Below are 26,506 nucleotides of genomic sequence, written 5' to 3' on the forward strand. Positions count from 1 at the left end.
TTTCACGCGAAACGGTATCGACGAAAGTGCCGGTGAGAGGAGTAGGAAGGGACACGTGTGGACCACCGAAGAGGACCTGACCAACGCCCGTGAACGGTTCGCCGCCCGGATCCCGGGCTATCGGCCACCGGCCGCCTGTGGGGTGGCGCGCCGCGACGGCGACCGTCTGACGTTCGGCCACGTCAACCCGCCGGGGGTCGTTCGCGGGCTGCCGGCCGTGGTGCTGGCGACCGTGGCCGGCTATGTGGACACGACCGCCGTTGTGCGGCTGGACCGGGCGGCCTTCGAAAAGGCGGTCGAGCTGTTGGCGCCGGCCGAGGGCGCCACCCACAAGTCGCACCCCAACCTGTGGACCTGGCGCGAACTGCTCGACGGGTCCACAGAGGACAGTGTGTTCCTGGTGTTCCTCGTCGCCGACGTCGAGGATCCGGTGGTCGACGCCGATGACGCGGAGTTCCGTCGACGGTGGTGAGCCGGTGGAGTGCGGGAGACGGAGTGGTCAGCCGAAGAGGGTGATCACGAGGACGAGCAGCGAGAGCGCGATGCCCACCAGCCCGAGGCCGATTCCCGCGATCGCCTGCGGCGGGTTGGCGCCGTCGCGCAGCGCCCGGACCCCGAACACCGCACCGACGATCCCCAGAATGCCGCCGGCCCCGACGCACAGCGCGGACGGGATGGCGATCGCGCCGAGGATGACGCTGGTCAGCGCCTCGTTGCTGGCGCGTTCCCGCCGGCGTCCCTCGGCACCGGCCGGCGGCAGGTGGCGCGGGTCCCAGCGGAACTGCGGCGGCAGGTCGGCGACCTGCGCGTAGAGGGCGTGCACCGTCTTGGCCTGGGTCACCTGCGGCATGCGGTTCTCGTACTCGTGCAGCTCGAGGTAACCCTCCTCCAGCGCACGGTTGAGCAGTTCGAGAACGGCGGCGCGCTGAGCGTGCCCGACGCGCTGCTGTTGAAGCCCTCCGCCCATGGTCCACCTCCCCGTCGTGGTGCGATGTGTCAACAACGCTGTCACAGTCCGGCAACCGCAACCTCCCCAAAAGAGGCCGCGACGTCATCAGAGCCCGCCGCCCGTGAAACCGCGGTGAAACCGCCGCAATACCGGGGGCGTTCAGCCTCCTACCCATGCCAACGACAGCTATCTCGGCCATCGGCCTCCACAAGTCCTACGGGGACAGTGTGGTGCTCGACGGCCTCGACATCGAGGTGCCGGCCGGCACGATTTTCGCGCTGCTGGGCCCCAACGGCGCGGGCAAGACGACGACCGTCCACATCCTCGCCACGCTCATCTCGGCCGACGCCGGCGAGGTCCGGGTCGCGGGTCACGATCTTTCGCGGGAACCGGACCGGGTGCGCGCCGCCATCGGCGTGACGGGCCAGTACTCGGCGGTCGACCAGCTGCTCACCGGCCGGGAGAACCTGCGCATGATGGGCCGCCTGCACCACCTGAGCGCGCCGGCCCGGCGGTGCCGCGAGGCGGAGCTGCTCGAACGCTTCGACCTGGTCGACGCGGCCGACCGGATCGTCGCGGCCTACTCCGGGGGCATGCGCCGGCGGCTGGACCTGGCCATGACGCTGGTCGGCAGCCCGCAGGTGATCTTTCTCGACGAGCCGACGACCGGCCTCGACCCGCGCAGCCGCCGCACCATGTGGCAAATGATCCGCGAACTCGTCCGGGACGGCGTGACGATCTTCCTCACCACGCAGTACCTGGAGGAGGCGGACCGGCTCGCCGACCGGATCGCGCTGCTGGACCGGGGGCGGCTGGTCGCCGAGGGCACGTCGGAACAGTTGAAGCGGCTGGTGCCGGGCGGTCACGTCCGCCTGCGGTTCCCGGATGTCGAGGAGTTGGACCTGGCGACGCGGGTCTTTCCGGACGGGAGCCGCGACGACGAGGCGCTCACCCTGCAGGTGCCGGGCGGGGGTGGGGTGCGTGAGCTGCGGGCGTTGCTGGACCGGCTGGCGGACGCCTCGCTGGAGGTCGAGGAGCTTGCCGTGCACACGCCGGACCTCGACGACGTGTTCCTGGCGCTGACCGGCCGTCCCGAGAACGCGCCGGGCCACACCGAGAACGCGCCGGGCCACACCGAGAAGGAAGGTGCGCGATGAGTGCGAGCTACGCGATCGCTGACTGCCTCACCATGCTCGGCCGCAATCTCAAGCGGCTCCGGCGCTACCCGTCGCTCACGGTGATGCTGCTGGCCGTTCCGATCGTGTTCCTGCTGCTGTTCGTGTACGTGTTCGGGGAGACGCTGGGCGCCGGACTGGGCGACGCCGGCCGGGCCGGATACCTGCGGTACGTGCTGCCCGGCATCGTGCTGATGACCGTGGCCAGCGGCGCGCAGGGCACCGCCATCGCCGTCGCGACCGACCTGACGCAGGGCATCATCGCGCGGTTCCGCACCATGGCGATCTTCCGGCCGGCCATCCTGACCGGTCACGTGGTCGGGGCCGTTCTGCAGACCATGCTGATCGTCGTGGCGGTGGTCGCGGTGGCCGTGCTGATCGGGTTCCGGTCGGGGGCGTCGGTGTGGGAGTGGCTGGCCGCCACGGGACTGGTGGCGCTGACGGCGTTCGCGATGACGTGGTTGTCGGTGGCGATGGGGCTGGTCTCCAAGACCGTCGAGGGCGCCAGCAACCTGCCGCTGCCGCTGGTCTTCCTGCCGTTCCTGGGCAGCGGGTTCGTGCCGACCGGGTCGATGCCGACGGCGTTGCGGTGGTTCGCGGAGTACCAGCCGTTCACGCCGATCATGGAGACGCTGCGCGGGCTGCTGCTCGGCACCGCGATCGGACACCACGGCGCCGGCGCGGTCGCCTGGTGCCTGGCCCTCTCGGCACTCGGCTACGCCTGGGCGAGGCGATCGTTCAATCGCGAGCGCTCATGACGTTCGACCAGAAATGAGACGGCGGCGCGGAGGTCGCGGTGATCAAGGGCCGAGTACCGCGACGCCGCGTCGGCGTGGGTCGGACCGTCGGCCTTCGCGACCGCGCGCCGGACGGCGGCCGGGGAGACGAAGCTGCGCTGGTAGCGGAGGCGCTCGGCCATCGCGAGCAGCCGCGCGCGCCCGCCGGGGTCGGCCTCCGCGTACGCCAGCGCCACGAGCACGGTCCCGATCAGGGGGAACTCCGTGAGCGTCGGCGACGGCCCGCCGGGCGGCTGCGCGAGAAGCGTGCGCAGCAGGCGCGGCAGCAGGGCTGCGACGTCCCGGACGGCGTCGAGGCGATCGTGCCGGCCGTGCGCCACCACGGCGGCGGCCAGCACCTCCAGCCCCCACGGCGCGACGCCGGCCGGGCCCGCGGCGAGCACGTCCGCGAGCGCGCGCCGCCACCACCGGAGCCCCTCCTCGACCTCGCCGCGGAACAGGTGCAGTTCGGCGCGGATGCCGTGCTCGAACGCGCGCAGGCCGTGGGCCGGATCGGCGGCCTCCCGTTCGGCGGTGCGGAGCCAGTACTCCGCTTCGTCGCCCTGCCCCAGGTGGATGCAGGCGAGCACCAGGTTCCAGCGGAGCTGGTTGGCGTCCGGGCCCTCGCCCATCGCCCGCAGCGCCGCCAGGAGGTGCTCCTTCGCCTCGGCGCCCCGGTCGAGCTGCATGGACAGTTCGGCCATCCGCGAGTGCGCGAGGATGCGCACCCAGGGGCCCGGCCCGTCGGCGAACGCCGCCAGCATCCGGCGGGCGGCGGCGAGCGCGCCGGGCCAGTCGTCGTTCGCCACGCGGGTGTAGGTGGTGAGGCCGTTCGCGAGGCCGGCCAGCAGCGGCGCATCGCTGTCGCAGAGCGCGTCGAGGCCGGCGGCGTCCAGCCCGGGCAGCGCGCGCATGAGCGCCGCCAGCGCACCGAGCGGCGAGTCCGGCCGCGCCGGCGGCAAGCGGCGCAGCACCACCAGGCTCCGCGTCGCCCGCGCCCCGTACAACATGAACGTGGTGATCGCGCACAGCGCCGCCGCCGCACGTGCCGCGTCGACGTACTCCGGCGCGGGCCGGTAGTGGGAGAGCAGGCGTTCGGTCTCGGCACGGAGCGTGATCACGCGGGTGTACGCGGCGTCGGTGATCCACAAGCCCGCGAGCACCGCAGTGACGGCGGCCGTCGTGGCACCGTCGTCGCGTGCGAGCGCGTGGCGCAGCGCCTGCACCAGGTTGTCCTGTTCGGCGCGCACCCGAGCGGCCACGGCGAACGCCCGCGGGCCGAAGAGTTCCCCGTGAAACGTCGTGCCGAACCCGCGCGCCCAGCCCCGCAGAAGCTCCGCCCCGGAGCCGTCCCGATGGGCCGCGGCGAACTCCCGGACGGTCTCCAGCATGGTGAAACGCGCCCCGAGCGGGGTGTCGGTGACCTTCAGCATGGACTGGTCGACGAGCCGTTCGAGCACGTCGTAGGAGACCGGTGCCATGTCGGCGGTGAAGCCGGCCGGGAAGATCGACAGCGTGCGCATGGCCGCGCGTTCGGCCGGTGCGAGCAGGGCCCAGCTCCAGTCGACCACCGCGTGCAGTGTGCGGTGCCGCTGCGGCGCGTCCCGGGGACCGCCCCGCAGCAGCGCGAACCGGTCGTCCAGCCGCCGCACGATCTCGACGACCGACATGACGCGGACGCGCGCGGCTGCCAGTTCGATCGCGAGGGGGAGGCCGTCGAGCCGGCCGCACAGCTCCCGCACGGTCTCCGCCGGCAGTTCCACGCCGGGGCGGGCGGCGCGGGCGCGCATGCCGAACAGTTCGACCGCGGTGCCGGGATCCAGTTCGGCCAGGTGGTAGACGGACTCGGCGGACAGCCGGAGCGGTGCCCGGCTCGTCACCAGGACCCGCAACTGCGGTGCGCCCGGCAGGAGCGCGTGCACCAGGTCGGCGACGGCGTCGAGCACGTGCTCGCAGTTGTCGAGGATGAGCAGCGTCGGCCCCGAACCGAGCACGGCCGCCAGGTCGCGTCGACGGGCCCAGAGCGGGGACTCGCCGCCGCCGAGCGCGGATGCGACCGCGTCGAGCACGTCGTCGGGGCTTGCGACGCCGGCCAGCGGGACGAAATGCACGACGCGCTGCGGTGCCCGGCGACCGACGGCGTGGGCCAGTCGCGTCTTGCCGAGCCCGCCCGGTCCGACGACGGAGGTGACCCGTGCGGTGCCGACCAGCTCCACCAGGGCGGCGAGGTCGTGGTCGCGGCCGAGCAGCGGGTTGGGTTCGTCGGCGACGTGGTGCCTGATCCGGGGCGCCTGGTCGTCGAGCAGGGTCCGGTACAGGGCGCGCAGGCGGGGGCCCGGTTCGGTGCCGGTCTCCGCGCGTAGCGCGCGCCGGTAGGCGTCGTAGCGGGCCAGCGCCGCGGCGGGACCGGTCACCGCGGCTTCCGCGCGGAGCAGTTCGAGCAGGATCTCCTCGTCGGCGGTGGGCGCGGATTCGGCGGGGCCGTGGACCACGTCGCCGGCGCGGGGCGCTTCAGCGAGCGCGATCAGCGGATCGAGGGCATCCGCCGCGCGGCCCGACCGGGCCAGGGCCAGTGCGCGACTCCGGACCAGGCCGGCGAAGATCCGTTCCAGGTCGTGCCGGGCGTCGGGCGGGATGTGGCCGGGCGATACGCCGTTCCACAGCAGAAGACCGGCCTCGGCGGCATCGAGGGAGGCGACCTGATCGCCGGCCGCGGCGTGGCGGGCACTTGCGGCGGCGTGCCGCGCGAGCGCCGCGGCGTCGACCTGCTCCGGAGGCAGCGTCAGGCGGTACCCGGCCGGGGTCCGCGCGATCACCTCGGCACCGAGCCGCGCGCGCAGCCGGGAGACGAGAATCTGCAACGCCTTCCGCGGATGCTCCGGCCGCTCGTCCGGCCACAACGCCTCGACCAGCCGCGACGCGGTGCAGCCGGTGTGCAGGTCGGCCGCGAGCAGCGCCAGCAGGGTGCGCAGCAGCGGGCCGCTGATCTCCCGGCCGCGGTAGGAGACCCGCGACAGCACGAGGAGGTCGGGGGCCACCCGCCCACAGTAGTTAAGAATGTGGCGATGGAGTCGATCCCGGAACCCGAGGACGGCGACGAGCTGGCCCTGCTGCGCGACTGGCTGCGGTACCACCGCGACGCGATCACGGCCAAGTGCGCCGGCCTCACCGACGAGCAGCTGGTGGCGACCAGCGTCGCGCCGTCGGACCTGTCGCTGCTCGGCCTCGTCCGGCACCTGACCGAGATGGAACGGGTCTACATCGTGCGCCCGCTGCGGGGCGGTGAGTTGCGCCTCGTGTACTGCACGGAAGAAGAACCGGACGGCGACATCGTCGGCCTGAACGCCGGCATGGTCGCCGACTCGCTGAAGCGCTGGCACGACGAACGCGCCGACGCGGACGCGCTCCTCGCCGCGGTGACCGACCTGGACGTGAAGATCGGCCGCTACTCACTGCGCTGGTACCTGCACAAGGTCATCCAGGAGTACGCCGGCCACAACGGCCACGCCGCCCTGATCAGGGAGAGGATCGACGGTGCCCGGGGCGACTAGGCCGACACTGCGCATCACCACCCGCAACGCGCAGTTCCAGCAGTGGCAGGCACTGCTGACCAACCGCACCAAGCGCCAGCGGGCGGGGGAGTTCCTGGTGCAGGGCGTGCGCCCGATCAGCCTCGCCGTCGAACGCGGCTGGACCGTGCGGCACCTGCTGCACAGCGACGGCAGCGACGGCCGCGGCCTGTCCCGCTGGGCGAGCGAACTCGTCGACGGCCTGCCCGCCGGCCGGGCCGCCCTCGCGCCCGAGCTGATGCGCGAGCTGGGCGGCAAGGACGAGGAGGCGCCCGAGCTGCTCGCGGTCGTGGCGCTTCCGGAGGACAGGTTCGAGCGGATCCCGGTGGGACCGGGCCTCCTGGTCGTCGTCTTCGACCGACCCACCACTCCGGGGAACGTGGGAACGCTCGTGCGCTCGGCCGACGCGTTCGGGGCGTCGGGCGTGATCATCACGGGGCACGCCGCCGACCCGTACGACCCGAAGGCGGTGCGGGCCTCGACGGGGTCGCTGTTCGGCCTGCCGGTCGTGCGGGTGAGCAGCCACCGCGAGGTGATCGAATGGGCTCTCGCACTCAAGGACCGCCCGCAGATCGTGGGCACCGACGAGCACGGCGACGCCGACGTGTTCGCGCACGACCTCACCGGCCCCACGATCATCGCCGTCGGTAACGAGACGCACGGCCTCAGCAGCGCCTGGCGACAGGCCTGCGACCGGATGCTCCGCATCCCCATCACCGGAACGGCATCGTCACTCAACGCAGCCACCGCGGCTACGGTCGTGCTGTACGAAACCGTCCGGCAACGGAGTGGTCATCTCGGAGCGTGAACAATTCAAGGTCTTCGGGAAACTGTCCGTAAGGGCTTGCGCGATCGATGACAAGGTCGCTTGGATCGAACGGTGCGGTTGGCGGATGTCTGGCTACGCTACCGACGGCGAGGGCCGTGGGTGCTACGTGGAGTAACCGCACAGCTCAATCCGGGCGAGGCCGCGACGATCGTCGGCCCCAACGGCGCCGGAAAGTCCACGCTCCTCAACCTCGCCGCCGGGCTGCTGCGCCCCACGCACGGGCTGGTCACCGGCCGGCCGGCGCGGGTCGGCTTCGTCCCCGAACGCTTCCCCGCCGACCAGCCGTTCACCGCGCGGCGGTATCTCACCTTCATGGCCAAGGTGCAGGGGCTCGCCGACCCCGCGCCGCGCATCGCCGAACTCTCCGACCGGCTGCGCCTGACGCCGCTGCTCGACACGCTCCTGCCGGAGCTGTCCAAGGGTTCGGCGCAGAAGGTGGGCCTCATCCAGGCCATGCTCATCGAGCCGGAGCTGCTCATCCTCGACGAGCCCTGGGAGGGGCTGGACGCGCGCACCCGCGACGAGGTGCCGCTGATCATCGCCGAGATCCTGGCGGCCGGCCGGCGCGTTCTGGTCAGCGACCACTTCGGCCAGACCGCCGAGCTGCCCGGCATCCGGGTGTGGGAGCTGGTCAACGGCGAACTCGTCGACGAGGGCACCGACGACGAGGCCAAGTGCGTCGTCGAACTGGTCGTCAAGGCCGACGAGGTGGCGAAGACCGTCGCCGACCTGCGGGAGGGCGGGCACCACGTCAACCGCGTGCGGGCCGCCGACCGCGAGGACCTGGAGTCCTGGCACGACATGGCGCGCTCCGAGGGTTCCTCGTGATCGTTTCGCTGGCGCGGATGCGCCTCTTCTCGTTCGTGCGCACCGGCCGGGCGATGGCGCCGTTCCTCGGTGTGCTGGTGATGCTCGGCGTGATCTACGGCGGCGGCCCGGCCCAGCCCGGCGAGGCGTACGGCTTCTCCGCCGCGATCCTCTTCCCGATCCTCGCCTGGCAGACCAAGATCCTCCTCGACGTCGAGCCCGACGTGCAGCGGCGGCTGACCGTCGTGGCGATCGGCGGGCTGCGCAGCGAGATCGTCGCCGGCATCCTCGCCGCGCTCGCCACCGGTGTGGTGCTCGTGCTGCTGACGCTGGTCGTGCCGTGGATGATCGGCGGCATCACCGGGCCGCGTGAGGCCGGCGACCCGCCGCTCGCCGACGGGGTCATCGCCGGCGTCTGGGCCAACCTGCTGCTGCTCCCGCCGGCCCTGGCGCTCGGTGCGCTGGCCAGCCGGGCGGCCGTCGGGACGGCGGCGCGCGGCGTCGCGGTGCTGGCCGGTGGCGCGGTGGTCGGGTTCGCGTTCGGCGTGCGGGACTCGCCGGTGGCGTGGCTGGCGCCGCCGCTCATCCCGACCAGCCGCAGCACCGTCGACGGGCTCGCCGTCGGGTCGATGCTCGGCTACACCGCGCAGGCCCTGGTGTGGGCGGTGCTCGTCCTGGTCGGTTACGTCATGCTCCGCCGCCGCAACGACTGACAAGCGTCATGTCGCGCGTCCGCCGTGCGCACGACCGCCCGCTCCCGCGCGCACCGCTCCGGGTCGATCCGCCTGCGGCGTGACCGACCACTCCGCTGCCGGGTCCGCGTGCAGCCCCCACCCGGCGCGTGGTCAGTGCGCGAGCCAGTCGGCGAAGCTCGGGCCGCGCTGACCGGACGGGTCGGGGACGAGGCCGGCGCCCGCGCGGCCGGCGCGACCGGCCGCCCCGGGGATCGGCAGCGGGATCAGGAGGCCTCTGCCGCCGCGCTTCTTCAGGACCGCGCGGGCCAGGTCCGGGAGGTACTCCTCCGACGGGCCGCCGATGTCGTCGGCGCGGCCCGTCGCCGGGCCCTCGGCGAGGTCGACCAGGGCCGTGGCGACCTCGGCGGCGGCGATCGGCTGGACGCGCATTGCCGGCATGAGGTGGACGGGGCCGAGCCTCATCCGGTCCAGCATCTGCCCGGCGAACTCGTGGAACTGCGTCGCGCGCACCACCGTCGCCGGCACCGGCCCCTCCAGGGCGACCTTCTCCTGCGCCAGCTTCCCCTTGTAGTAGCCAAGCGGGATGCGGTCGATGCCCACGATGCTGAGCACCACCAGGTGCCGCACCCCGGCCGCTTTCGCCGCGTTCGTCAGCCGGGTCGTCGCCTCGGTGAACCAGCGCACCGCCTTCGCGGCGTTCGTCGTCTGCACGTGTGCGCAGTCGATGACGGTGTCCACGCCGTCGAGCGCCGCGGCCAGGCCGTCACCGGTGCCGAGATCCACCCGCCGACCGGTCGCCCGCGGGTCCGGCGAACCGCCGCCGCGCGACGCCGCAACAACCTCGTGTCCGCGCGCGAGCGCCGTCAGCACCACGTGCCGCCCGACCACGCCCGTGCCGCCAGTAACCAGAATCCGCATAACGTCTGGACGGTACGCCGGGTGCGAAGGTGACGTCGTCCCGTTGGAATGACAGCGGGCAGCGGAGCGCTTACGGTCAAGTAATGAACTCCGCGCTTGCCTCATTTCTGGGCCTGGTGTTCACCGCCATCGCCCTGTACGGGTTCTACTGGGTGATCCGACTGGCCGTCCGCGACGCGATCCTCGAAGCGGACCGGCGCCGCGCCCGGGGTGAGGGACCGGCCGGACCGGCCGACCCCTCCTATCCACCGGCGGTACCGGCCGAACGTCAACCGGCCGAGTAGCGCCTCCGCAGCAGCGGCGCCTCCACCGCCGACCAGGCGGTGCTGGTCAACAGGTACATGCCGGCCGCGAGCGGCATGAACAGCGCCGGCACGACGGCGATGTACGGCAGGATGCCGACCAGTGCCGGGGCCGGCTGCGGCGCGACGCCCTGCGGCTGCGCGGCGTCCCGTTGCGCCGCGGCCTGGCGGCGGGCGCGGCGCACGTTCACGGTCGCGATCGCCACCAGTGCGGCGACGAGCACCAGCAGCGGCAGGCCCGCCGCGAGGCCGTGTGCGTGCAGCGGCACCCCGAGCAGGTCGGCGTCGAGCAGCGCGTTGTGGCGACCGTCCACAGTGGAACGGCTGAACGCCGGGTACAGCGCCAGGAACACCGGCATCTGGAGCAGCATCGGCAGGAACACGCCACCCATTCCCTTGGTGGCGTCGAGGAGTTCGGCCTGCATCTTGGCGGGGTCGTCGCCGGCCCGCTTACGCGCCTCGGCAAGCGCGGGCGCCTTGGCGAGCTGGGCCTGCATCGCCCTGGCCTGGCGCCGGGCGAGCGGGTGCAGGGCGAGCCGGACGAGCGCGGTCAGGAGCGCCACGCCGGCGAGGACCGCGACCCCGCCGTCGATCGGGGCGAGAGCGTTGACAAGCGTCGTGAGGACGTCGAGAGCGAAACCACTGGCAGCATCGAACATGACGGGACCTTCCGGAGTGTCGAACGGGACATGCCGGAGGGCCGCGCACACACGCGGACGCGCGCGGGCCCGTTGAGCCCACACGTGAGAGAAAGAAGGCGCCGGTGTCTACGCGGCCGGGCCCGAACCCGGTGCGCGTGGCCTCGGCCGCCCGGCGGCATCCGGGTCGCAGAGGCGGGTCGTGCGCATCATGCCGGCGGCGGTGCCCGTGCGCATGCGGCGCACCGGGACCGGGACCGGACGGGTGGCGGCGGCGCGCCGGACGGCGACCATCGCGAAAGCGGCGAACAGCGTCGCCACGGCCAGCGCCGTGAACGACGACAGCGCGCCGTCGGTCGGCACCAGGGACAACCCGGCGCCGGCCCAGATCGTGCTCCATACGGTCAGCACGTTCCCCAGCGTACCGGAGATGGATGATGGAGCCGTGCTGGGAAAACTGACCACCGAACCCGCCCGGGAACACCCCGAACTGCTCGCCCCCGCCGTGACGGCGGCCCTGAGCGGCTGGCCCGAGGAGGATGTCCTCGTCGCGCCCATCGACCCCGAACTGGCCGACACGGCGGCGTTCTGCGCCGCGTACGACGTGACGCTGGAGGAGTCGGCCAACTGCGTCGTCGTCGCCGGTAAGCGCGAGGGGGAGATCCGCTATGCGGCCTGCGTCATCCTCGCGACGACCCGCGCCGACGTGAACGGCGTCGTCCGCAAGCGCCTCGACGTTCGCAAGGCGAGCTTCGCGCCCATGGCGGAGGCGGTGGAACGCAGCGGCATGGAGTACGGCGGCATCACGCCGATCGGGCTGCCCGCCGACTGGCCGATCCTGGTCGACGCCCGCGTCATCGCCACCGAACGGGTGATCATCGGAAGCGGCATCCGGGGCAGCAAGATCGAGCTGCCGGGCGCCGCGCTGGGCCGGCTGCCGGGCGCCGTAGTAGTGGAAGACCTGGCAAAGCCGGTGCTCTGATCGAAACGGGTGGATTCCGTTGCACGTGAAACCTCGGCGGTGCAACGCATCCCATCGGCCTTCGTGCCCAACTCGTTGGGGCGCCCCGAAAAAGTTCGCGCCGACCGCAACCAATTCGTGATGGCGCGGCGTCTATCAAGGCAGTGGCCCCGCCGCGAGTGGGGCCACGCCAGAACTTTCCGGAGAACCTGGGGAGGTTCGCCTGGCCGGATCCGGTGTTCACGCACCGGATCCGGCCGGCACCCCGGTCCGAGCAGCACAACCTCCAGTCCCACGACGGCCCACCCGAACCACAGGGTGGGCCGTCGTGGTACCGGGGTTCAGTTGTTCGGGTCGGCCTGGCTGATCCCGCCGAGCACCGAGTCGGGGTCGATCCGTTCGGCCAGGTCGCCGATCGACACGACACCCACCAGCCCTTGATCGTCGTCGCAGACCAGCAGGCGCCGGATCGCGCGGTCGCGCATCAGGAGCGCCGCCTGCTGGATGGTGTCCTCGGGCCGGACGGTGACCAGTTCGCGCGTCATGATCTCGCTGATCGTGGTGGCGTCCGGGTCGCGCTGCTCGGCGACGGCCCGCACCACGATGTCGCGGTCGGTGACGACACCAGCGAGACTGGTGCCGTCGGCCACGATCACGTCGCCGATGTCCTGCTCGCGCATGGTCCGGGCTGCCTCGGCGATGGTGGTCTCGCCCGGCAGGTACACAACGTGGGTAGTCATCACGTCTTTGACGATCTGCATGCGGGAAGCACCTTTCGCACCGCTGGATTGGCGTTTGTGTGGTGCTACCCACCCGCGGTGACCGTTAATCCGCAACGGCTACGGCGCGAACACCCGCACGTCGCGGAAGCGCACCGCACCGGCGCCGGCCTCCTTGGACACGGCGATGCCGAGCGCCGCACGACCGCGCGGGTAGCTGCCGTCGCGCCAGTCGCCCACCTCCCGGCCGTCCTGCCGGAACCGGAAGTGGTCGCCCTGCGCCACCAACGCGACGCGCGTCGCGGCACGTTCCGCGACCTCCGGGATCGGGAACTCCCGCGCCTCCTCGATCGCCCCGTCGGCCCGGTGCCGGCCGGCGACGAGCCTGGTGCGGCACACCTTCAGCAGATAGCCGGCCTCGGCCCCGTTCTCGTGCCGCCCGAACCGGAACCAGATGCCCGCGCACGGCGCCTGACGGACGAGCGTGACCTCGACGGTGATGGCGAAGTCGGACTCCTCGTCGCGCTGGCCCGGGCAGCGGAACGTCCCGCCCTTGCGCATCTCCACCTCCAGCCCACCGTCGACGAACCCGCACGTCGCCTGCTCGTCGGGCCGAACGGTCGGCGCCCAGTTGCGCGGGGTCGCCAGCGAGTCGCCGTACTTGAGCGGCCACGGCGGCAGGCCGGGGTCGGCCCGTCCGGCGGTGCCCGTCCCGTCGCCGGGTTCGTCGGACGGCACACCGAGGCGCAGCACACCGGTGCCGACGAGCGTGCCGATCAGCGCCACCACCAGCACGAACATCCCCAGCGCGAGGAGTGCCCCACGCCGCCGCCCGGGCCGCACCGGCGGCGCCGCCACGATCGATCGCGGACCCCACGTGCCGCCGGGCGGGTGTGGAGCCCACGGGCCGCTCGCCTCATGAACACCTCCGGGTCGGCGGGCCGCCGGCACATTCGTGGTCGGCCCGCCGCCGGGTGCGCCGTACGCGGCCCGCACCGCCGGATCGGTTACCGCGCCGCCGTGCCACCCGAGCGGGTCGCCCGCGTGTGGAAACGGTGGGCGGGCCACCGTCCCGTGTGGACGGCCGAGCGGGTCGGCGCCGGCGGGGCCGGCCGGCCACGGGCCCGAGGCCGGCGTGGGTCGGGGGAAGATCGGGTGGCCGGCGGGCGGGGCGGTGGCGGAGGTGTCGCTCTCCAGGTGCGGCAGCCGCACGGTGATCTCATGCCGGAGCCGGGTCGCGGGCGCCGCGCCGGTGCCGGTCTCGTCGCGCGTCCACGGCGACGGCTGCGCCGGCACCGGACCGGGCGCGGGCCAGCTCCCGGACCAGGGATCACTGGCGGCCGGAAGGTGCGCGGCGGATCCAAGGTGAGCGGCGGATCCGAGGTCTGCGGCGGCCGGGAAGTGAGCGCCGGATCCGAGGTCTGCAATGGGCGCGGGGTGTGCGGCGGGTCCGACCCGAGCGGCGGCGGCTTCCGGGCCGGATACGGCCGTGGATCCCGACCCGGGCGGGCGCGGGGCCGGGACCGGGGACGGGGACGGGACGAGGGTGGTCGAGGTGCGTTCGGGCCAGAGCAGGCCGGAGTCGTGCAGGGCGGAGTCGTGCCAGGGAGAGTCGGGCGGGGCGGTGGCGGGGTCGGGATCGGCCCACCCCACGAGGCATCCCTCGGCCACGACCGTCTCCGGCTGTTCGGTCACGGTCGGCGCCACCCCGAACGCCTCCACCAGCGCCGTCTGGACCAGCGGCAGCCGGCTGGAGCCACCCACCAGGAGCAGGTGCGCCACCTCGACCCCGGCGTACCGGGTGAGTGCCGTGGCCGTGCGCACGGTGCGGTCGATCAGCGGCCGGGCGACGTTCGCGAAGTCGGCGCCGGTGAGCGGAACGGAGCCGGCCAGCAGCGGCGGCCGTAGGTGGGCGGTGGCGGTGCGGGAGAGCATCTCCTTGCCGATGCGCACCTCCGACCAGAGGTCCATGCGCAGCCGCCGGTCCTCCACTGTGGACGGATTGACGAGCCGTTGCCAGGAGGCGTCGTCGTAGCGCGGCCGCAGCCACTGCACCAGCGCGGCGTCGATGTCGAGCCCGCCGACGTCGGCGATGCCGTCGCTGCCGAGGATGTGCGGTTCGGTGCCGGCGCGGATGACGCTCACGTCGAACGTTCCGGCGCCGAGGTCGTAGACCAGCAGGGTCTCGCCGGTGCGCAGGAGCCCGCCGAGCACAGAGGTGAAGAACCGGGCCGCGGCGACCGGTTCCGGGACGAACGCCGGTGTGGGCAGGCCGGCCGTGCGCGCGGCGTCGCTGAGCATGAGGCGGCGCACCGGTCCCCAGCCGGCCGGGTGGGAGAGCACCAGCGCACCCGGTGGGCCGGCGACCCGTTCGGCCTCGTGCGCCACGCGCGTCAGCACCGCGGCGATCAGGTCCACGACGGTGAACTCGCGCGCGCCGAGCAGGACGCGGCCGTCGTCGATGCGCCGCTTCGGGTTGGGTTCGAGGGCGGCGGGCACGTGGCGGCCCTGGTGCAGCGCGTCGTTGCCGACGACGCAGTCCGACTCACCCTCGGGGGCGAACACCGCGGAGGGCAGCAGCGGCGTGCCGTCGAAGAGCAGCGGCTTGATCCGGCCGTCCGGCCAGCGGAGCATCGCGACCGTGTGGGACGTCCCGAAGTCGACGCCCAGTACCCGCCCTTGCCCCACCGGCATAGCGGGAGTTTGACACGGTTCGTGGCGGCACGCCCCGTTCTGTGGCGGCCAAGGTCACCCTTGGGAGGGGCCGTTCACCCTGAGAGGATGCCCCCATGGGGTGGAACAGTTACGTCGCCGTCGGCGACAGCTTCACGGAAGGCCTGGACGATCCCTACGACGACGGGCGCGGGTTCCGCGGGTGGGCGGATCTCGTAGCGGCGCAGCTCGCGACACATGCGGCAGCCGATCGCCCGCCGGGGGAGAAGTCCGATTTCAGGTACGCCAACCTCGCGATCCGAGGGAAGCTGTTCGATCAGATCGTGGCCGATCAGCTGCCGGCCGCGCTGGAGATGCGGGCCGACCTGTACAGCTTCGCGGCGGGCGGCAACGACGCGCTGCGCCGGGGGTTCGACCTGGCGACGCTGGCGGCGAAGTTCGAGCGGGTGGTGGAGCAGCTGCGCGGCACCGGCGCCGACGTGGTGCTCTTCCGCTGGGCCAACGTCAGCGTGCACCTGCCGGCCCGCAAGACGATGGAGTCCCGCGGCAAGGCGATCAACGACATGATCGTCGAGATCGGCGACCGGCAGGGTGCGCACGTCATCGACCTGTGGGGCGACGAGGCGTTCGACAACCGGCGGCTGTGGGGGCCGGACCGGCTGCACATGTCGCCGATCGGGCACCAACGGGTCGCCGCGCACGTGCTGAGCTCGCTGGGCGTTCCGGCGGAGGAGGAGTGGCTGGCGGCCGTTCCCCCGCCGGAGAGCCTGAGCTGGACGCGGGCCCGGGCGGCCGACGCGCGCTGGGCGGCGACGCACCTGGCGCCGTGGCTCAAGCGGCGCCTGACGGGGAAGTCGTCGGGGGACCTGCTGACCCCTAAGCGGCCCACGTTGGAGAGCGTTTTCTGATGGTCGGGCGGCGGGAGCTGATCGCCGGCGGCACGCTCGCCGCACTCGCGGCCTGCGGTCCGAAGGCGAAGGCGCCCGCCGCTCCCTTCGACGCGTCCGACTGGTCGAGCGTGCGCGCGCAGTTCGGGCTGGAACGCGACAAGGCGCACTTCGCGGCGTTCGTCTTCGCCAGCCATCCGGCGTCGGTGCGGGCCCGGATCGCCGAGCACGCCGCCGGCCTCGACCGGGATCCGGTGGGCTATCTCGGCCGGCACGAGGAGGAGCTGGAAGCCCGGGTCGTCGAACGCGCGGCGGCGTATCTGGGCGTTCCCGGTGGTGAGGTGGCTTTCACCGACTCGACGACGGCCGGGCTCGGGCTGCTGTACAGCGGGTTGAAGCTGGGGCCGGGCGACGAGATCCTCACGACCGAGCACGACTTCTACGCCACGCACGAGTCGCTGCGGCTCGTCGCCGCGCGGACCGGCGCCGTCGTGCGCAAGGTCCGCCTGTACGCCGACGCCGCGCGGGCCACGACCGACGAGATCGTCTCCGCGTTCACGGCGGCGTTGACGCCGTCGGTCAAGGTCGTCGCGCTCACCTGGGTCCACTCGGGAACGGGTGTGCGCCTGCCGGTCCGCGCCCTCGCCGACGCGGCCCGTTCCCGCACGCAGGCGCTGATCTGCCTGGACGCGGTGCACGGGTTCGGGTGTTCGGCCGGCCCGGTGACCGACCTCGGCGTGGACTTCTTCGTGTCCGGCTGCCACAAGTGGCTCTTCGGCCCGCGCGGAACCGGGTTGGTGTGGGGCTCGGCCGAGGCGTGGCGGCGGTACACGCCGGTGGTGCCGTCGTTCTCCGGCGCCGGCATCGGCGCATGGCTGGACGGGACCGTACCGGCGCGGGAGCCCGGCCCACTCGCGACGCCCGGCGGCTACCACACCTTCGAACACCGCTGGGCCCTCGCGGAGGCCTTCGACTTCCACACGACCATCGGCCGCGACCGCGTGGCGCAAAGGACAGCCGCGCTCCAGCAACGGCTGGCCGACGGGCTCCGGCAGATCCCCACCGTCACCGTGCACACGCCGAAGGAGCTGAGCGCCGGCCTGGTGTGCTGCGAGCTGAGCACGGCGGATCCGACGACGGCCGTGGGCAGGCTCTACGAGCAGGGCGTTCTCGCGTCCGCGACCCCGTACCGCGAGCGCTACCTACGACTGGGCACCAGCATCGCGACGGACGAGACCGACGTGGACAGGGCACTGGCGGCGATCAGAGCGCTCTGACGGCTGCACACGGAGCCGGCAGCGGAGCGGCCGATGAAGCGGAGCGAGTCGGCCCGGAGCGGTGCGCGCGGGAGCATACGGTCACGCCCTCGACGCACGCGCGTAAATAAATATCCCTAAATCTGTTCCGGTTGGCTCAAAACGTAATCCAATACTTCCGAATATGCCGCGGTGGCCACGGCGATGGTGGAGTCGGCGGCACCGTAGTAGAGCCGCAGCTCGTCGGTCCCCTCGTCGTGCACGAGCCCGGTGGGGAAGACGACGTTGGGCACGTCGCCGACCCGCTCGTACGGCGCGTCCGGCCCGAGCACCCAGCTCGTCGTGCGCCGCAGCACCTTCGTCGGGTCCTCCAGGTCGAGCAGCATCAGGCCGACCCGGTAGATGTCGGTGGCGACCATCTTCTTCACGCCGTGGTAGATGCACAGCCAGCCGTGCGGCGTCTCGATCGGCGTCGGCCCCATGCCGATCCGGGTCGCGTCCCACCACGGGCCGGAGCGCGACTGCACCACCGGCTCTGAGGCCGTCCACGACCTCAGGTCGGCCGAACGCGACAGCCACACGTCCGCGCGCGCCCCGTGCTGCGCCACCGGCCGGTGGAACAGCACGTACTGGCCGTTGATCGTGCGGGGGAGCAGGCAGGCGTTCTTGTCCTCCGGCGGCATGATGATGCCGTACGGCTCGACGGAGACGAAGTCCCTGGTCAACGACAGCGCCACGCAGGGGCCGGAGGGACCGTAGGCGGTGTACGTGATGGCGTACGCGTCGAGCTGCGGCACGTGCGTCACCCGCGCGTCCTCGACGCCCCAGCAGATCGTCGGGTCGGTGGGGTCGTCGGAGATGAGCGGCTTCGACTCGACCCGCCAGTCCTTGCGACCGTCCGCGCTGCGCGCCACCGTCAGGTGCGAGATGCCGCGGCGGTCCTCCACCCGGGCCAGCAGCACCGTGTCCCCGTCGTGCATCGCGGCGCCCGGGTTGAACACGCTGTTCATCGGATACGGGAAGTCGTGCGCGGTCAGGATCGGATTGCCGGGGTAACGCTGGAACAGCTCCGCCTCATCGTGCATCGTTCTGGCCCTCCGTGGTGCGGGTGCGGTGCTTGGGTCGGACCGGTGGAGTGGTGCGCCCCGGCGCGGCGGGAGTCGCGGGCGGCGGCGCGGCGGCGGCCGTTCGGAGCCGGTTGCCGACGCGGTGTCCCGCCTTGGGCCGGTCGGGCCACGCTGCCAGACCCGCCCGCAGCAGGGTCACCAGCGACTGCTGGTGCGCAAGGGTGGATTCGGCGCCGCAGTTGGGGTTTGCGGTGGTTGCCGCCAGTCCGTCGTGACATGCACCGGTGTCCGTTTCGTACAGTACGGCACCCGCGCGGTTGCGACCGTGGAACCACGAATACGCCACCCCTGCGAGGTCCGCGTAGCGCGGGCTGCCCGTGTAGGCCCACGCCTCCACGGTGGCGTCGACGGCGGCGGCGGTGTCGATCGGCTGTTCGTCGCCCGCGTCGCCCCAGCGCACCGGGTCGTCGTCGCGGCGGTGCCAGCGGTTGCCGACGTTGCGCAGCGTGCCGTCGGTGAGGCCGACGTGCGCGACGTACCAGTCCAGGGCGTTCAGGGCCCGGGCGGCGGTGGCGCGGTCGCCGAGTGCGGCGGCGCCGGCGAGCAGCGCCTGTGGCAGCCGCGCGTTGTCGTAGGTGAGTTCCGGCTCGAACCAGTACCAGCCGCCGCCGCTGGCGTGTGCCCGCAGTTCCCGGTCCAGTGTGGACACCAACTGGGGCAGGTGTGCGGTGCGGTCGGCGCGCACCAGGCCGAGCAGGGCGTAGGCGACGCTGCGCAGGCCGATGGCGGCCAGTTCGGGAACGCGCGGGCCGAGCGCGTCGAGGAGGTCGGTGGCGTCGCGGCGTTCCGGGTCGGGGACGGCTGGCGTGCCGGCGAGGACGCCCAACGCCCACACGGTGCGCCCCACGTGGTCGCCGGGATGCGGCCGGTCGGTCCAGGAACCCCCGTAGGTCATGCGGTTGTGCATGACCGCACTGTCCACAGTGGACCCGAGCGCCGCCCGCAGGAAGCGCAGCGCCAGCCGGATCCAGCGCGTCGGGAGGTCGCCGCCCTGGCCGAGGGTGAGCAGTTCGGCGGCGACGATCGCCAGGCGGGAGACGTCGTCGACGTTGTAGCCGTAGGCGAGGTCGGGTTCCCGCCCGCGGCAGAACTCGATGATGCCGAACTCGTCGGTGAGCCGGCGCAGGTGGTCCAGGCGCAGCGGCGGCACGGAGAGCGGCCCGAGGCGGGTCACGGCGTGCCCCGGCGAGTGGCGGGCGACGGAACGGATGAGGTCGCCGGCGATGAGCGCGACGGCCGGCCAGACGAGACCCGCGCCGCGGGCGTCGGCGGCGGCGCGCGTCTGCGCCAGCAGCGCAGGGTCGTCGAGCAGCCGGTTGACGGCGTCCGAGAGGCCGGCCACGTCGTGGCAGGGCACGATGATCCCGGCCCCGTTCGCCAGCAGATCCTCCGCGTAGCGGTACGCGGTCGACACGACCGGGCACCCGGCGGCGACGGCGAAGGTCAGCGCGCCGGAACAGATCTGTTCGGGCGACAGGTACGGCGTCACGAAGATCGTCGTCCGGCGGAGCAGCGCCGACAATTCCGCCGGCGTGAGGAACGAGTCGACGAAGTGCACGTTGTCGGTGAGCCCGAGCGAGCGGACCCGTTCGTGCAGCCCGTCCCGGTAGGACTCGCCCTCGTGACGGACCACCTCGGGGTGCGTGGCGCCGGCGATGACGTACCGCGCGCGGGGATGCCGGGCGACGACGGCGGCCATCGCCGAGATCGCGTCCTCGAGCCCCTTGCCGGCGCTGACCAGCCCGAAGGTGGTGAGCACCGGGTCGTCCCCGAACGACTCCAGCAGCCCGTCCAGCGCGGTCGGCGGCGGAGCGGTCCGCAGGACGGACGGGGCGCCGTGCGGGACGACCGTGATCTGGTGGGCTGCCGCGATGCCGGCGGCGACGGCCATCCGACGCGCCGTCTCGGTGAACACGGTCACGCCGGCCGCGCCGGCGCAGAGCGCGGTGAGCGTGGCGGCCTGCCCGGGCGTCGGCGTGGACAGCAGCGTGTGCAGCGTGACCAGGTACGGGATGCCGCGGGTGGTGAGCGCGCGGGCGAGATGGAGCACGTGCGAGCCGTTCGGGCCGCCGAATATGCCGTACTCGTGCTGGATGAGTACGACGTCGATGCCGGCGGACCTGATGCGCTCGGCGACGTCCTCGTAGTCGGCGATGTGGTCCTGGCGGATCGTGGCGACAACCTCGTCGCCGTAGCTGAGCCCGTCACGGTCGATGGCCACGACGACGCTCTCGATGTCGTCGGTGGCGACTCCGAGTGCCTCGCGGAGGTCGGCCGTGTAGGTGGCTAGCCCACAGCGGCGCGGCACGTAGGTCGACACGATGCCGAGCCGGTACGTAGCGGCACGGTACATGGACGCATTGTTGCCGCTTTTGTGAGAACGGTACGGGTTATGGCTAATTAGCCTCTTATGCGAGGTTGCCCTGCTATGGGGCCACGGGGAGCGCTATGGGGCGACGTTGAGCGCGTCGACCAGGCGTTCGCCGAGGTCGCGGTCGCCTGAGATCCAGACCGGGCCGGATGGCAGGTCACGGCCGGCGCTGCGCCGCACGTACTCGGGCCGGCTGAGCGTGACATGCGCGGTCGGCGCCGCCACCGCTTCGCTCGTCGCCTCCTCGAAAGAAGCCCGACCGTCGTCGCCGACCCGCACCGTCACGTCGAACCCGCCGAGGACCGACACCCGCACGGCCGAACCGATCGGCGCCCGGGCGTCCTTGGCGACGATCTTCGGCAGGGCGGCGAGCAGGATCCGGCCGACCAGCACCGCGGCCGGCCCGTCGGTGACGGTGTGCGCCGGGCCGGGGCCGTGCCGCAGCGCGTGCAGCGCCCAGCGCACGTCCTGCTCGTGCACCCACAGGTCGAACGTGCGGTGGCGCATCTGCGTGGCGAGTGTCGTTCGGGTGCCCCAGGCGGTGTGCGCGATCGACTCGGGATCGGCCGTCTCCAGCTGCTCGGCGCGGGCGCGGAGCACTTCTTCCAGTTCGTCCAGGACCGCCGTGCGCGGGGTGTCCCGCCGCGCGTCCACGTCGCGTTGGGTGAAGTCGTCGACCGGCAGGTCCGGCGCCCCCTTGCCGTCGCGCATCCAGGACTCGACCCCCACGTGGTGGGCGAAGATGTCGCCGACCGTCCACTTCGGACATCCGGTCGGGGCGGCCCACTCCGCGTCGCCGAGCCGGCGGCCGAGCGCGAGGGTGTTGGTCGATACGTGACGCCACGCGGCGATCGTGCGCTGCATGCCACGCAGCATCGCCCGCGCCGCGCCGCGCGGGCAAGACCCGCTCAGGCTTGTGCGACCGCCGTCGTGGGCGGCGCGAGCCACGTCGGGAGCGGTTCGCGCGCCTCCAGCCATTCCGGGGGAACGTCATGAGCTTCCAGTGCGGCCCCTACGATTCCGCCGACGACGGCACCCGTGGTGTCCGTGTCCCCGCCGGCGCGCATGCAGGCATCGAGCGCCGCCACGAAGTCGTCCGCGTGCCGCGTGGCGACCCACAGGCAGAACGGCACGGTGTCCTGGCAGGTGAACCGCGAACCGTTGCCGAGCGCGGCGGCTGCCTCCGACACCGACACCCCGGTCCCGAGCCGGTGCGCGCGCAGCACACCCGCCCGCACCTCGCCGGGCGGCAGCGCGGCGGCCACCGCACCGAGCAGATCCTGGGTGCCCCGAACGGCGTGCGCCGTGGCCACCGCCACCGCGATCGCGCCGGCCACCGCCTCCGGGTGGGTGTGCGTCACGACGGCGGAGCGCGCCGCCTCGGCGGCCGCACGGGCCGGCATGTCGGCGAAGTACGCCCCGATCGGCGGCACCCGAACGGCCGCGCCGTTGCCGCAGGAGCCCTGGCCGCCGTACGCGGCGGCGGCGAGCTTGCGCCAGTTTCCGCCGTCCCGGATGCGGTGCAGCAGTTGGACCGCCCCGGGGCCGTACCCCCGGAAGGGCTCGCAGCGTTCGGCGAAGTCGATCGCCAACGCGTCCTGGTCGATCCCGTCGTACGCGAACAGTGATGCCACGACCGAGCACGCCATCTCGGTGTCGTCCGTCCAGGGCCAGGGTGGCGGAGGTGCTGGGTGATTCTGATAGTCGCCGGGCTGGCTACCGGATCCGAAGTACAGCGAGCCGTAGGCGTCGCCGATCGACAGGCCGATGAGGGCATGCCAGGCGCGGGCGGAACGAATCTCCCGGCTGGCGTCCAGCATTTGATCAGTTTACCGATAGCTTTTGCGGTATTACCCAGTTAAAGAGTGGAGAATATCTCGCTCAGGGCGAGCTCGCGTTGTGCTATGTGGCTGCTAATACACGCCTCTCCGCGACAGGTGATCGACGCGCTTGAGTGCGTCGGGCATCCGGTGCCGGCCCGCCATGTTCCGCACCAGATCGGCCGCCACCTGGGCATCCATGCCGGCGGCGGTGACATACAGCGCCCGCGCCGAGTCGCCGCGCAGCACCTCGATCGCGTGCGTCGCGCCGCGGAACGACGTCTTCGCGACGCCGATAATTGGCACACCGAACCGCTCATGCGCATGGGCCCCGAGACCCGGCCGCCCCTGCGGATCCAACGTCACGTAGCCGTCGATCACCAGCAGTTCCACCGGGTCGGCGACCGCCAGCACGGCCTCGAGGGCCGGCAGTTCCCGTTCGAAGAAGGCGCCGGGCTGGTAAGGCGCCACCTCCTCGAGCCGAACGACGTGCTCGGCGAGCGGATCGGCGAAGCCGGGATCGCCCGCCACGACGAGCGCCGCGGTCGCCCCACCGGCCTCGGGGTAGTACACATCGACCGCTCCCGTGCGTGTCACGCCGGCAGGCTACCGACCATCTGCCGCAACCACCCTCCGCTGCACCTTCGAGTGCGGATAATTCGGACCTATGACGCACCCCTCGATCCTCGTGGTCGACGACGAGCCCGACCTACGCACGCTCATGGACCGGATCCTCAAACGGCGCGGCTACGACGTGCGCACGGCCGCCGGCGTCGAGGAGGCGCGGGCGGCTCTCGACGCCTACGCCGAGCCGCCGGACCTGGTGATCACCGATATCAGCATGCCCGACGGCCGCGGCCTCGACCTGGCCGAGGAGGTGCACAAGCGATACGCCGGCGAGGTCGACGTCATCTTCGTCTCCGGTTACAACCGGGACCGGGCGGTGGCCGAGGGGCTGATCCACGCGGACAGCAACCTGCTGGAGAAGCCGTTCAATCCGAGCCAGCTCGCCGAGACAGTAGAAGCCGCACTGAGAGTGCATTAGCCTCCGGGCATGTCGAGCGAGACCACGCCGGACGTACTGGGTGCGCCGTACGTGCGGCGGGACATCACCCTTCCCGACGACGCGGAGGGGCCGGTCGTGGCGACCCTGGTCTCCCGCCGCGCCGAACACCCCACCGACGCCGCCGTGCTGTACGTGCACGGCTGGGTCGACTACTTCTTCCAGACCCACCTCGCCGACTTCTTCGTCGAGGCGGGTATCGACTTCTACGCCCTCGACCTGCGCAAGTACGGGCGCAGCCTGCGCGAGCACCAGACCCCCAACCACTGCCTCGACATGACCGACTACTACCCCGAACTGGACGAGGCGGTCCGGATCATCCGCGAGGAGGACGGGCACGACCGCCTCCTGATCAACGGGCACTCCACCGGCGGCCTCCTCGCCGCCCTGTGGGGACACGACCGCCGCGCCGACGGCGTGTACGACGCGATGATCCTCAACAGCCCGTTCTTCGACTTCCCCGCCGAGGGCGTCACCAAGAACGTCGTCCTGCCCGCGGCCGCCGCGCTCGGCGCCCGCCGCCCCCTGGCCGCGCTCAACGTGCCGGCGAACCTCGTCTACGGCCACTCGATCCACAAGGACCACCACGGCGAGTGGGACTACGACGTGGCCTGGAAGCCGATCAAGCCGTTCCCGCTCTTCGCCGGCTGGGTGCGGGCGATCCTGGCCGGACACAAGCGGGTTCACAGCGGCCTCGACATCACGGCCCCGGTGCTGGTGGGCTGCTCGACGGCGAGCTACAAGCGGGCCCGCTGGGACGCCGCGGCCACCACCTCCGACTCGGTGCTGCGCGTCGACCACATCGCCCGCTGGACGCCGGCCGTCGGCCGCAACGTCTCCCTCGTGCGGATCGACAAGGGCCTGCACGACCTCGTGCTCTCCCCGCCACCCGTGCGGGCGGCGTTCTTCGACGCGATGCGCACCTGGATGGGTGCCTACTTCCCCACGGGGTCTACGCGTCGAGGACTTCCCGCACGGCCGTCAGCAGAACTTCTTCAGAAAACGGCTTCTCCACCAGCGTGACGCCGGACTCCAGGGTGCCCGTGCCGGCCAGCACCGGCCGGGCGTACCCGGACATGTACAGCACCCGCGTCTGCGGCCGCGCCTTGTGCACCGCCTCCGCCACGTCCTTGCCGAGCACCTGCGGCATCACCACGTCGGTGAGCAGCAGGTGCAGCGGCCCCTCCCGGGTGCGGGCGATCTTGATCGCGTCCATGCCGTCGTTCGCCAGGATCACCTCGTAGCCGTTGCGGTCGAGGATGCGCCGGGTCACCTCGCGGATCGCCGGTTCGTCCTCGCAGACCAGGATCGTCTCGCCGCCGCCCTTGCGGCTCTTCTTCAGCTGCGGGGCGGGCGCGGGGAGTTCTTCTTCCGTGGCGGGCAGCAGCAGCGTGAAACAGGTGCCGACGCCCAGCTCCGACTCGATCCGCACGTCGCCGCCGGCCTCCGTGACGATGCCGTACACCGTGGCCAGCCCCAGGCCGGTGCCCTCGCCCTTCGGCTTCGTCGTGAAGAACGGTTCGAACGCGCGCGCCATCACGTCCTCCGGCATGCCGCGCCCGCTGTCGGCCACCTTCACCGTCACGTAACGGCCGGGCTTGAGGTTGCCGTCCTTCTCGTGGATCTCCAGGTTGTCGGTGCTCATCGTGACCGTCCCGCCGCCCGGCATCGCGTCGCGGGCGTTCACCGCGAGGTTGACCAGGACCTGTTCGAGCTGGGCCGGGTCCGCGTGCACGGGCCACAGTTCGCCGCTGAGGCGTCGTCCCAGTTCCACGTGTTCGCCGAGGGAACGCCCGAGCATGCGGTGCACGTCGCCGATCACGTCGTTGACCGAGATGACCCGCGGACGGGCCACCTCGCGGCGGCCGAACGCCAGCAGTTGGTGGGTCAGCGCGATCCCACGATCGGCCGCGCGCTGGATCTGCGCCACGTCGCCGATCACCGGGGCCCAGCGCTCCCGGTCCTGTTCACCCGCGGCCTCGAGCTCCTCCGCGACGAACGCCGCGTAGTTGACGATCACCGCCAGCAGGTTGTTGAAGTCGTGCGCCACCCCGCCGGCCAACTGGCCCAGGCTCTCCAGCCGCTGCGTCTGCTGCAGCCGCCTGGCCAGGCGTTCCTCCTCGGCGAGGGCCTTGAGGCGGTCGTGCTCGGCCTGCACGGCGAGGCGCTCCGAGGCGTCCCGGATGGCGGCCGTGATGAGCCGCCCGCCCTCGGTGTCGACCGCGCTCAGGCTGATGTCGGCCGGGAACCGGCTGCCGTCGCGCCGCTGCCCCTCCAGCTGCTGGCCGACGGTGCCCATCGGCCGGCTCACCGGATGCTGGATGTACCCGCGCCGGTGGCCGACGTGCCGCCCGCGCTGTTCGTCCGGGACCAGGGTCTCCACGTGGCGCCCGATCAGCTCGTTGCGCGCATACCCGAACAGCCGCTCGGTCTGGGCGTTCGCCAGCACGATCCGCCCGTCGGCGTCCACCGCGACGATCGCGTCCGGGGCGGCCTCGAGCAGCCCGAAGTACTTCGCCTCGGCGAGCTGCTCGGCGCTCACCACGCGGGACAGCGAGGCCGCGCCGACGACGACCCCGGCCCCGTCGCGCACCGGCCACGCCGTGATCGAGACCGTCACCAGCGAACCGTCGCTGCGGTAGCGCTGCGTGCGATAACGCTCCACCGGGCTGCCCACGGCGATCGACGAGAGGATCCGCGCCTCCTCGTCGCGGCGCTCCAGCGGGAAGAGCAGGCCCGCGTGCCGGCCGATCACCTCTTCCGGCCCCCAGCCGTAGACGCGCTCCGCGCCGGCGTTCCAGTCGGTGATGATGCCGTCGAGGGTCTTGCCGATGATCGCCTCGTGCGCGGAGCGCACCATCGCCGCGAGACGGGCGTCAGCGGCGTTCTGGCCGACGACGTGGTCGGGCTCGCCGCGTTCCGGCAGGATGGGGTCGTCGGGCGGCCGCGCCATCTACCTAACGGTAGTGGG

At 72.4% G+C, this 26,506-nt stretch carries 26 protein-coding genes; 13 read left to right on the forward strand and 13 right to left on the reverse strand.

Features of this window, described 5'->3' with window-relative positions; genetic code table 11:
- Nucleotides 1–55 precede the first annotated feature (55 nt).
- The gene (locus Val02_RS20175) at nucleotides 56–472 is read left to right on the forward strand and encodes a hypothetical protein (protein ID WP_203900686.1); all 417 of its coding nucleotides are present in this window, start codon (nucleotides 56–58) and stop codon (nucleotides 470–472) included.
- Between the two features lie 27 nt (nucleotides 473–499).
- Here Val02_RS20175 and Val02_RS20180 read toward each other — a convergent pair whose 3' ends face one another.
- Nucleotides 500–967, reverse strand: coding sequence for a DUF1707 SHOCT-like domain-containing protein (locus Val02_RS20180; protein ID WP_203900687.1), 468 nt, complete (start codon nucleotides 965–967; stop codon nucleotides 500–502).
- Between the two features lie 155 nt (nucleotides 968–1,122).
- Here Val02_RS20180 and Val02_RS20185 point away from each other — a divergent pair, with 155 nt between their 5' ends.
- Entirely contained in the window at nucleotides 1,123–2,106 is a 984-nt protein-coding gene (locus Val02_RS20185) for an ATP-binding cassette domain-containing protein (protein WP_203900688.1), read from the forward strand.
- Entirely contained in the window at nucleotides 2,103–2,882 is a 780-nt protein-coding gene (locus Val02_RS20190) for an ABC transporter permease (RefSeq protein ID WP_203900689.1), read from the forward strand. The genes Val02_RS20185 and Val02_RS20190 overlap by 4 nt, the downstream gene beginning before the upstream one ends.
- Here the strand turns inward: Val02_RS20190 and Val02_RS20195 are convergent.
- Nucleotides 2,840–5,938, reverse strand: a complete 3,099-nt coding sequence (locus tag Val02_RS20195) for an ATP-binding protein (protein WP_203900690.1) — start codon at nucleotides 5,936–5,938, stop codon at nucleotides 2,840–2,842. The genes Val02_RS20190 and Val02_RS20195 overlap by 43 nt on opposite strands.
- A 27-nt stretch (nucleotides 5,939–5,965) precedes the next feature.
- Between Val02_RS20195 and Val02_RS20200 the strand changes: the two genes are divergently transcribed.
- The 4 genes from Val02_RS20200 (at nucleotide 5,966) to Val02_RS20215 (ending at nucleotide 8,818) form a co-directional block, all read left to right on the forward strand.
- Nucleotides 5,966–6,451 (forward strand): mycothiol transferase, encoded by a 486-nt coding sequence (locus Val02_RS20200; RefSeq protein ID WP_203900691.1) that lies wholly within the window; start codon nucleotides 5,966–5,968, stop codon nucleotides 6,449–6,451.
- Complete coding sequence (locus Val02_RS20205) at nucleotides 6,435–7,277, forward strand: TrmH family RNA methyltransferase (RefSeq protein WP_203900692.1); 843 nt, start codon at nucleotides 6,435–6,437, stop codon at nucleotides 7,275–7,277. The genes Val02_RS20200 and Val02_RS20205 overlap by 17 nt, the downstream gene beginning before the upstream one ends.
- Nucleotides 7,278–7,397: 120 nt before the next feature.
- Entirely contained in the window at nucleotides 7,398–8,126 is a 729-nt protein-coding gene (locus Val02_RS20210) for an ATP-binding cassette domain-containing protein (protein ID WP_239153199.1), read from the forward strand.
- The gene (locus Val02_RS20215) at nucleotides 8,123–8,818 is read left to right on the forward strand and encodes a hypothetical protein (protein WP_239153200.1); all 696 of its coding nucleotides are present in this window, start codon (nucleotides 8,123–8,125) and stop codon (nucleotides 8,816–8,818) included. The genes Val02_RS20210 and Val02_RS20215 overlap by 4 nt, the downstream gene beginning before the upstream one ends.
- Before the next feature lie 132 nt (nucleotides 8,819–8,950).
- Here Val02_RS20215 and Val02_RS20220 read toward each other — a convergent pair whose 3' ends face one another.
- Complete coding sequence (locus tag Val02_RS20220) at nucleotides 8,951–9,718, reverse strand: SDR family oxidoreductase (RefSeq protein WP_203900694.1); 768 nt, start codon at nucleotides 9,716–9,718, stop codon at nucleotides 8,951–8,953.
- 83 nt (nucleotides 9,719–9,801) lie between these two features.
- Here Val02_RS20220 and Val02_RS20225 point away from each other — a divergent pair, with 83 nt between their 5' ends.
- On the forward strand, nucleotides 9,802–10,002 hold the full coding sequence (locus Val02_RS20225) for a hypothetical protein (RefSeq protein WP_203900695.1): 201 nt from the start codon (nucleotides 9,802–9,804) through the stop codon (nucleotides 10,000–10,002).
- Here Val02_RS20225 and Val02_RS20230 read toward each other — a convergent pair.
- Complete coding sequence (locus Val02_RS20230) at nucleotides 9,987–10,679, reverse strand: YidC/Oxa1 family membrane protein insertase (protein WP_203900696.1); 693 nt, start codon at nucleotides 10,677–10,679, stop codon at nucleotides 9,987–9,989. The genes Val02_RS20225 and Val02_RS20230 overlap by 16 nt on opposite strands.
- Nucleotides 10,680–10,787: 108 nt before the next feature.
- Nucleotides 10,788–11,069 carry a DUF6412 domain-containing protein gene (locus Val02_RS20235; protein ID WP_239153201.1) on the reverse strand — a complete coding sequence of 94 codons (282 nt, stop codon included), beginning with the start codon at nucleotides 11,067–11,069 and terminating at the stop codon, nucleotides 10,788–10,790.
- 37 nt (nucleotides 11,070–11,106) lie between these two features.
- Between Val02_RS20235 and Val02_RS20240 the strand changes: the two genes are divergently transcribed.
- Complete coding sequence (locus Val02_RS20240) at nucleotides 11,107–11,640, forward strand: YbaK/EbsC family protein (RefSeq protein ID WP_203900890.1); 534 nt, start codon at nucleotides 11,107–11,109, stop codon at nucleotides 11,638–11,640.
- A gap of 320 nt (nucleotides 11,641–11,960) precedes the next feature.
- Here the strand turns inward: Val02_RS20240 and Val02_RS20245 are convergent, their stop codons facing one another.
- Nucleotides 11,961–12,380 (reverse strand): CBS domain-containing protein, encoded by a 420-nt coding sequence (locus Val02_RS20245; RefSeq protein ID WP_203900697.1) that lies wholly within the window; start codon nucleotides 12,378–12,380, stop codon nucleotides 11,961–11,963.
- Between the two features lie 78 nt (nucleotides 12,381–12,458).
- Complete coding sequence (locus Val02_RS20250) at nucleotides 12,459–15,032, reverse strand: Hsp70 family protein (RefSeq protein WP_203900698.1); 2,574 nt, start codon at nucleotides 15,030–15,032, stop codon at nucleotides 12,459–12,461.
- Between the two features lie 95 nt (nucleotides 15,033–15,127).
- Here Val02_RS20250 and Val02_RS20255 point away from each other — a divergent pair, with 95 nt between their 5' ends.
- Complete coding sequence (locus tag Val02_RS20255) at nucleotides 15,128–15,919, forward strand: SGNH/GDSL hydrolase family protein (RefSeq protein WP_203900699.1); 792 nt, start codon at nucleotides 15,128–15,130, stop codon at nucleotides 15,917–15,919.
- Nucleotides 15,919–17,175 (forward strand): aminotransferase class V-fold PLP-dependent enzyme, encoded by a 1,257-nt coding sequence (locus Val02_RS20260; RefSeq protein WP_203900700.1) that lies wholly within the window; start codon nucleotides 15,919–15,921, stop codon nucleotides 17,173–17,175. Before Val02_RS20255 ends, Val02_RS20260 begins: the two co-directional genes overlap by 1 nt.
- Before the next feature lie 116 nt (nucleotides 17,176–17,291).
- On the opposite strand, the gene Val02_RS20265 is transcribed toward Val02_RS20260, so the two are convergent.
- The 5 genes from Val02_RS20265 to Val02_RS20285 form a co-directional block, all read right to left on the reverse strand.
- Nucleotides 17,292–18,239, reverse strand: coding sequence for a glycoside hydrolase family 130 protein (locus Val02_RS20265; RefSeq protein WP_203900701.1), 948 nt, complete (start codon nucleotides 18,237–18,239; stop codon nucleotides 17,292–17,294).
- Nucleotides 18,229–20,634 carry a glycosyltransferase gene (locus Val02_RS20270; RefSeq protein WP_203900702.1) on the reverse strand — a complete coding sequence of 802 codons (2,406 nt, stop codon included), beginning with the start codon at nucleotides 20,632–20,634 and terminating at the stop codon, nucleotides 18,229–18,231. The genes Val02_RS20265 and Val02_RS20270 overlap by 11 nt, the downstream gene beginning before the upstream one ends.
- Nucleotides 20,635–20,727: 93 nt before the next feature.
- Nucleotides 20,728–21,516 (reverse strand): maleylpyruvate isomerase family mycothiol-dependent enzyme, encoded by a 789-nt coding sequence (locus Val02_RS20275; protein WP_203900703.1) that lies wholly within the window; start codon nucleotides 21,514–21,516, stop codon nucleotides 20,728–20,730.
- Between the two features lie 44 nt (nucleotides 21,517–21,560).
- Entirely contained in the window at nucleotides 21,561–22,472 is a 912-nt protein-coding gene (locus tag Val02_RS20280; protein ID WP_203900704.1) for an ADP-ribosylglycohydrolase family protein, read from the reverse strand.
- Between the two features lie 93 nt (nucleotides 22,473–22,565).
- Nucleotides 22,566–23,069: an endonuclease V gene (locus tag Val02_RS20285; RefSeq protein ID WP_203900705.1), complete on the reverse strand. Its 504-nt coding sequence runs from the start codon at nucleotides 23,067–23,069 to the stop codon at nucleotides 22,566–22,568.
- A 70-nt stretch (nucleotides 23,070–23,139) separates the two neighbouring features.
- Between Val02_RS20285 and Val02_RS20290 the strand changes: the two genes are divergently transcribed.
- Together Val02_RS20290 and Val02_RS20295 are read left to right on the forward strand one after the other, a co-directional pair.
- Nucleotides 23,140–23,517 carry a response regulator gene (locus tag Val02_RS20290; RefSeq protein WP_203900706.1) on the forward strand — a complete coding sequence of 126 codons (378 nt, stop codon included), beginning with the start codon at nucleotides 23,140–23,142 and terminating at the stop codon, nucleotides 23,515–23,517.
- A gap of 9 nt (nucleotides 23,518–23,526) precedes the next feature.
- Nucleotides 23,527–24,558: an alpha/beta hydrolase gene (locus Val02_RS20295; RefSeq protein WP_203900707.1), complete on the forward strand. Its 1,032-nt coding sequence runs from the start codon at nucleotides 23,527–23,529 to the stop codon at nucleotides 24,556–24,558.
- Here the strand turns inward: Val02_RS20295 and Val02_RS20300 are convergent.
- A complete protein-coding gene (locus tag Val02_RS20300) occupies nucleotides 24,488–26,488 on the reverse strand; it encodes a hybrid sensor histidine kinase/response regulator (protein WP_203900708.1) in 2,001 nt (666 codons plus the stop codon). The genes Val02_RS20295 and Val02_RS20300 overlap by 71 nt on opposite strands.
- Nucleotides 26,489–26,506 lie beyond the last annotated feature (18 nt).

Source organism: Virgisporangium aliadipatigenens (assembly GCF_016863615.1).
In the GTDB taxonomy this organism is placed as follows: domain Bacteria; phylum Actinomycetota; class Actinomycetes; order Mycobacteriales; family Micromonosporaceae; genus Virgisporangium; species Virgisporangium aliadipatigenens.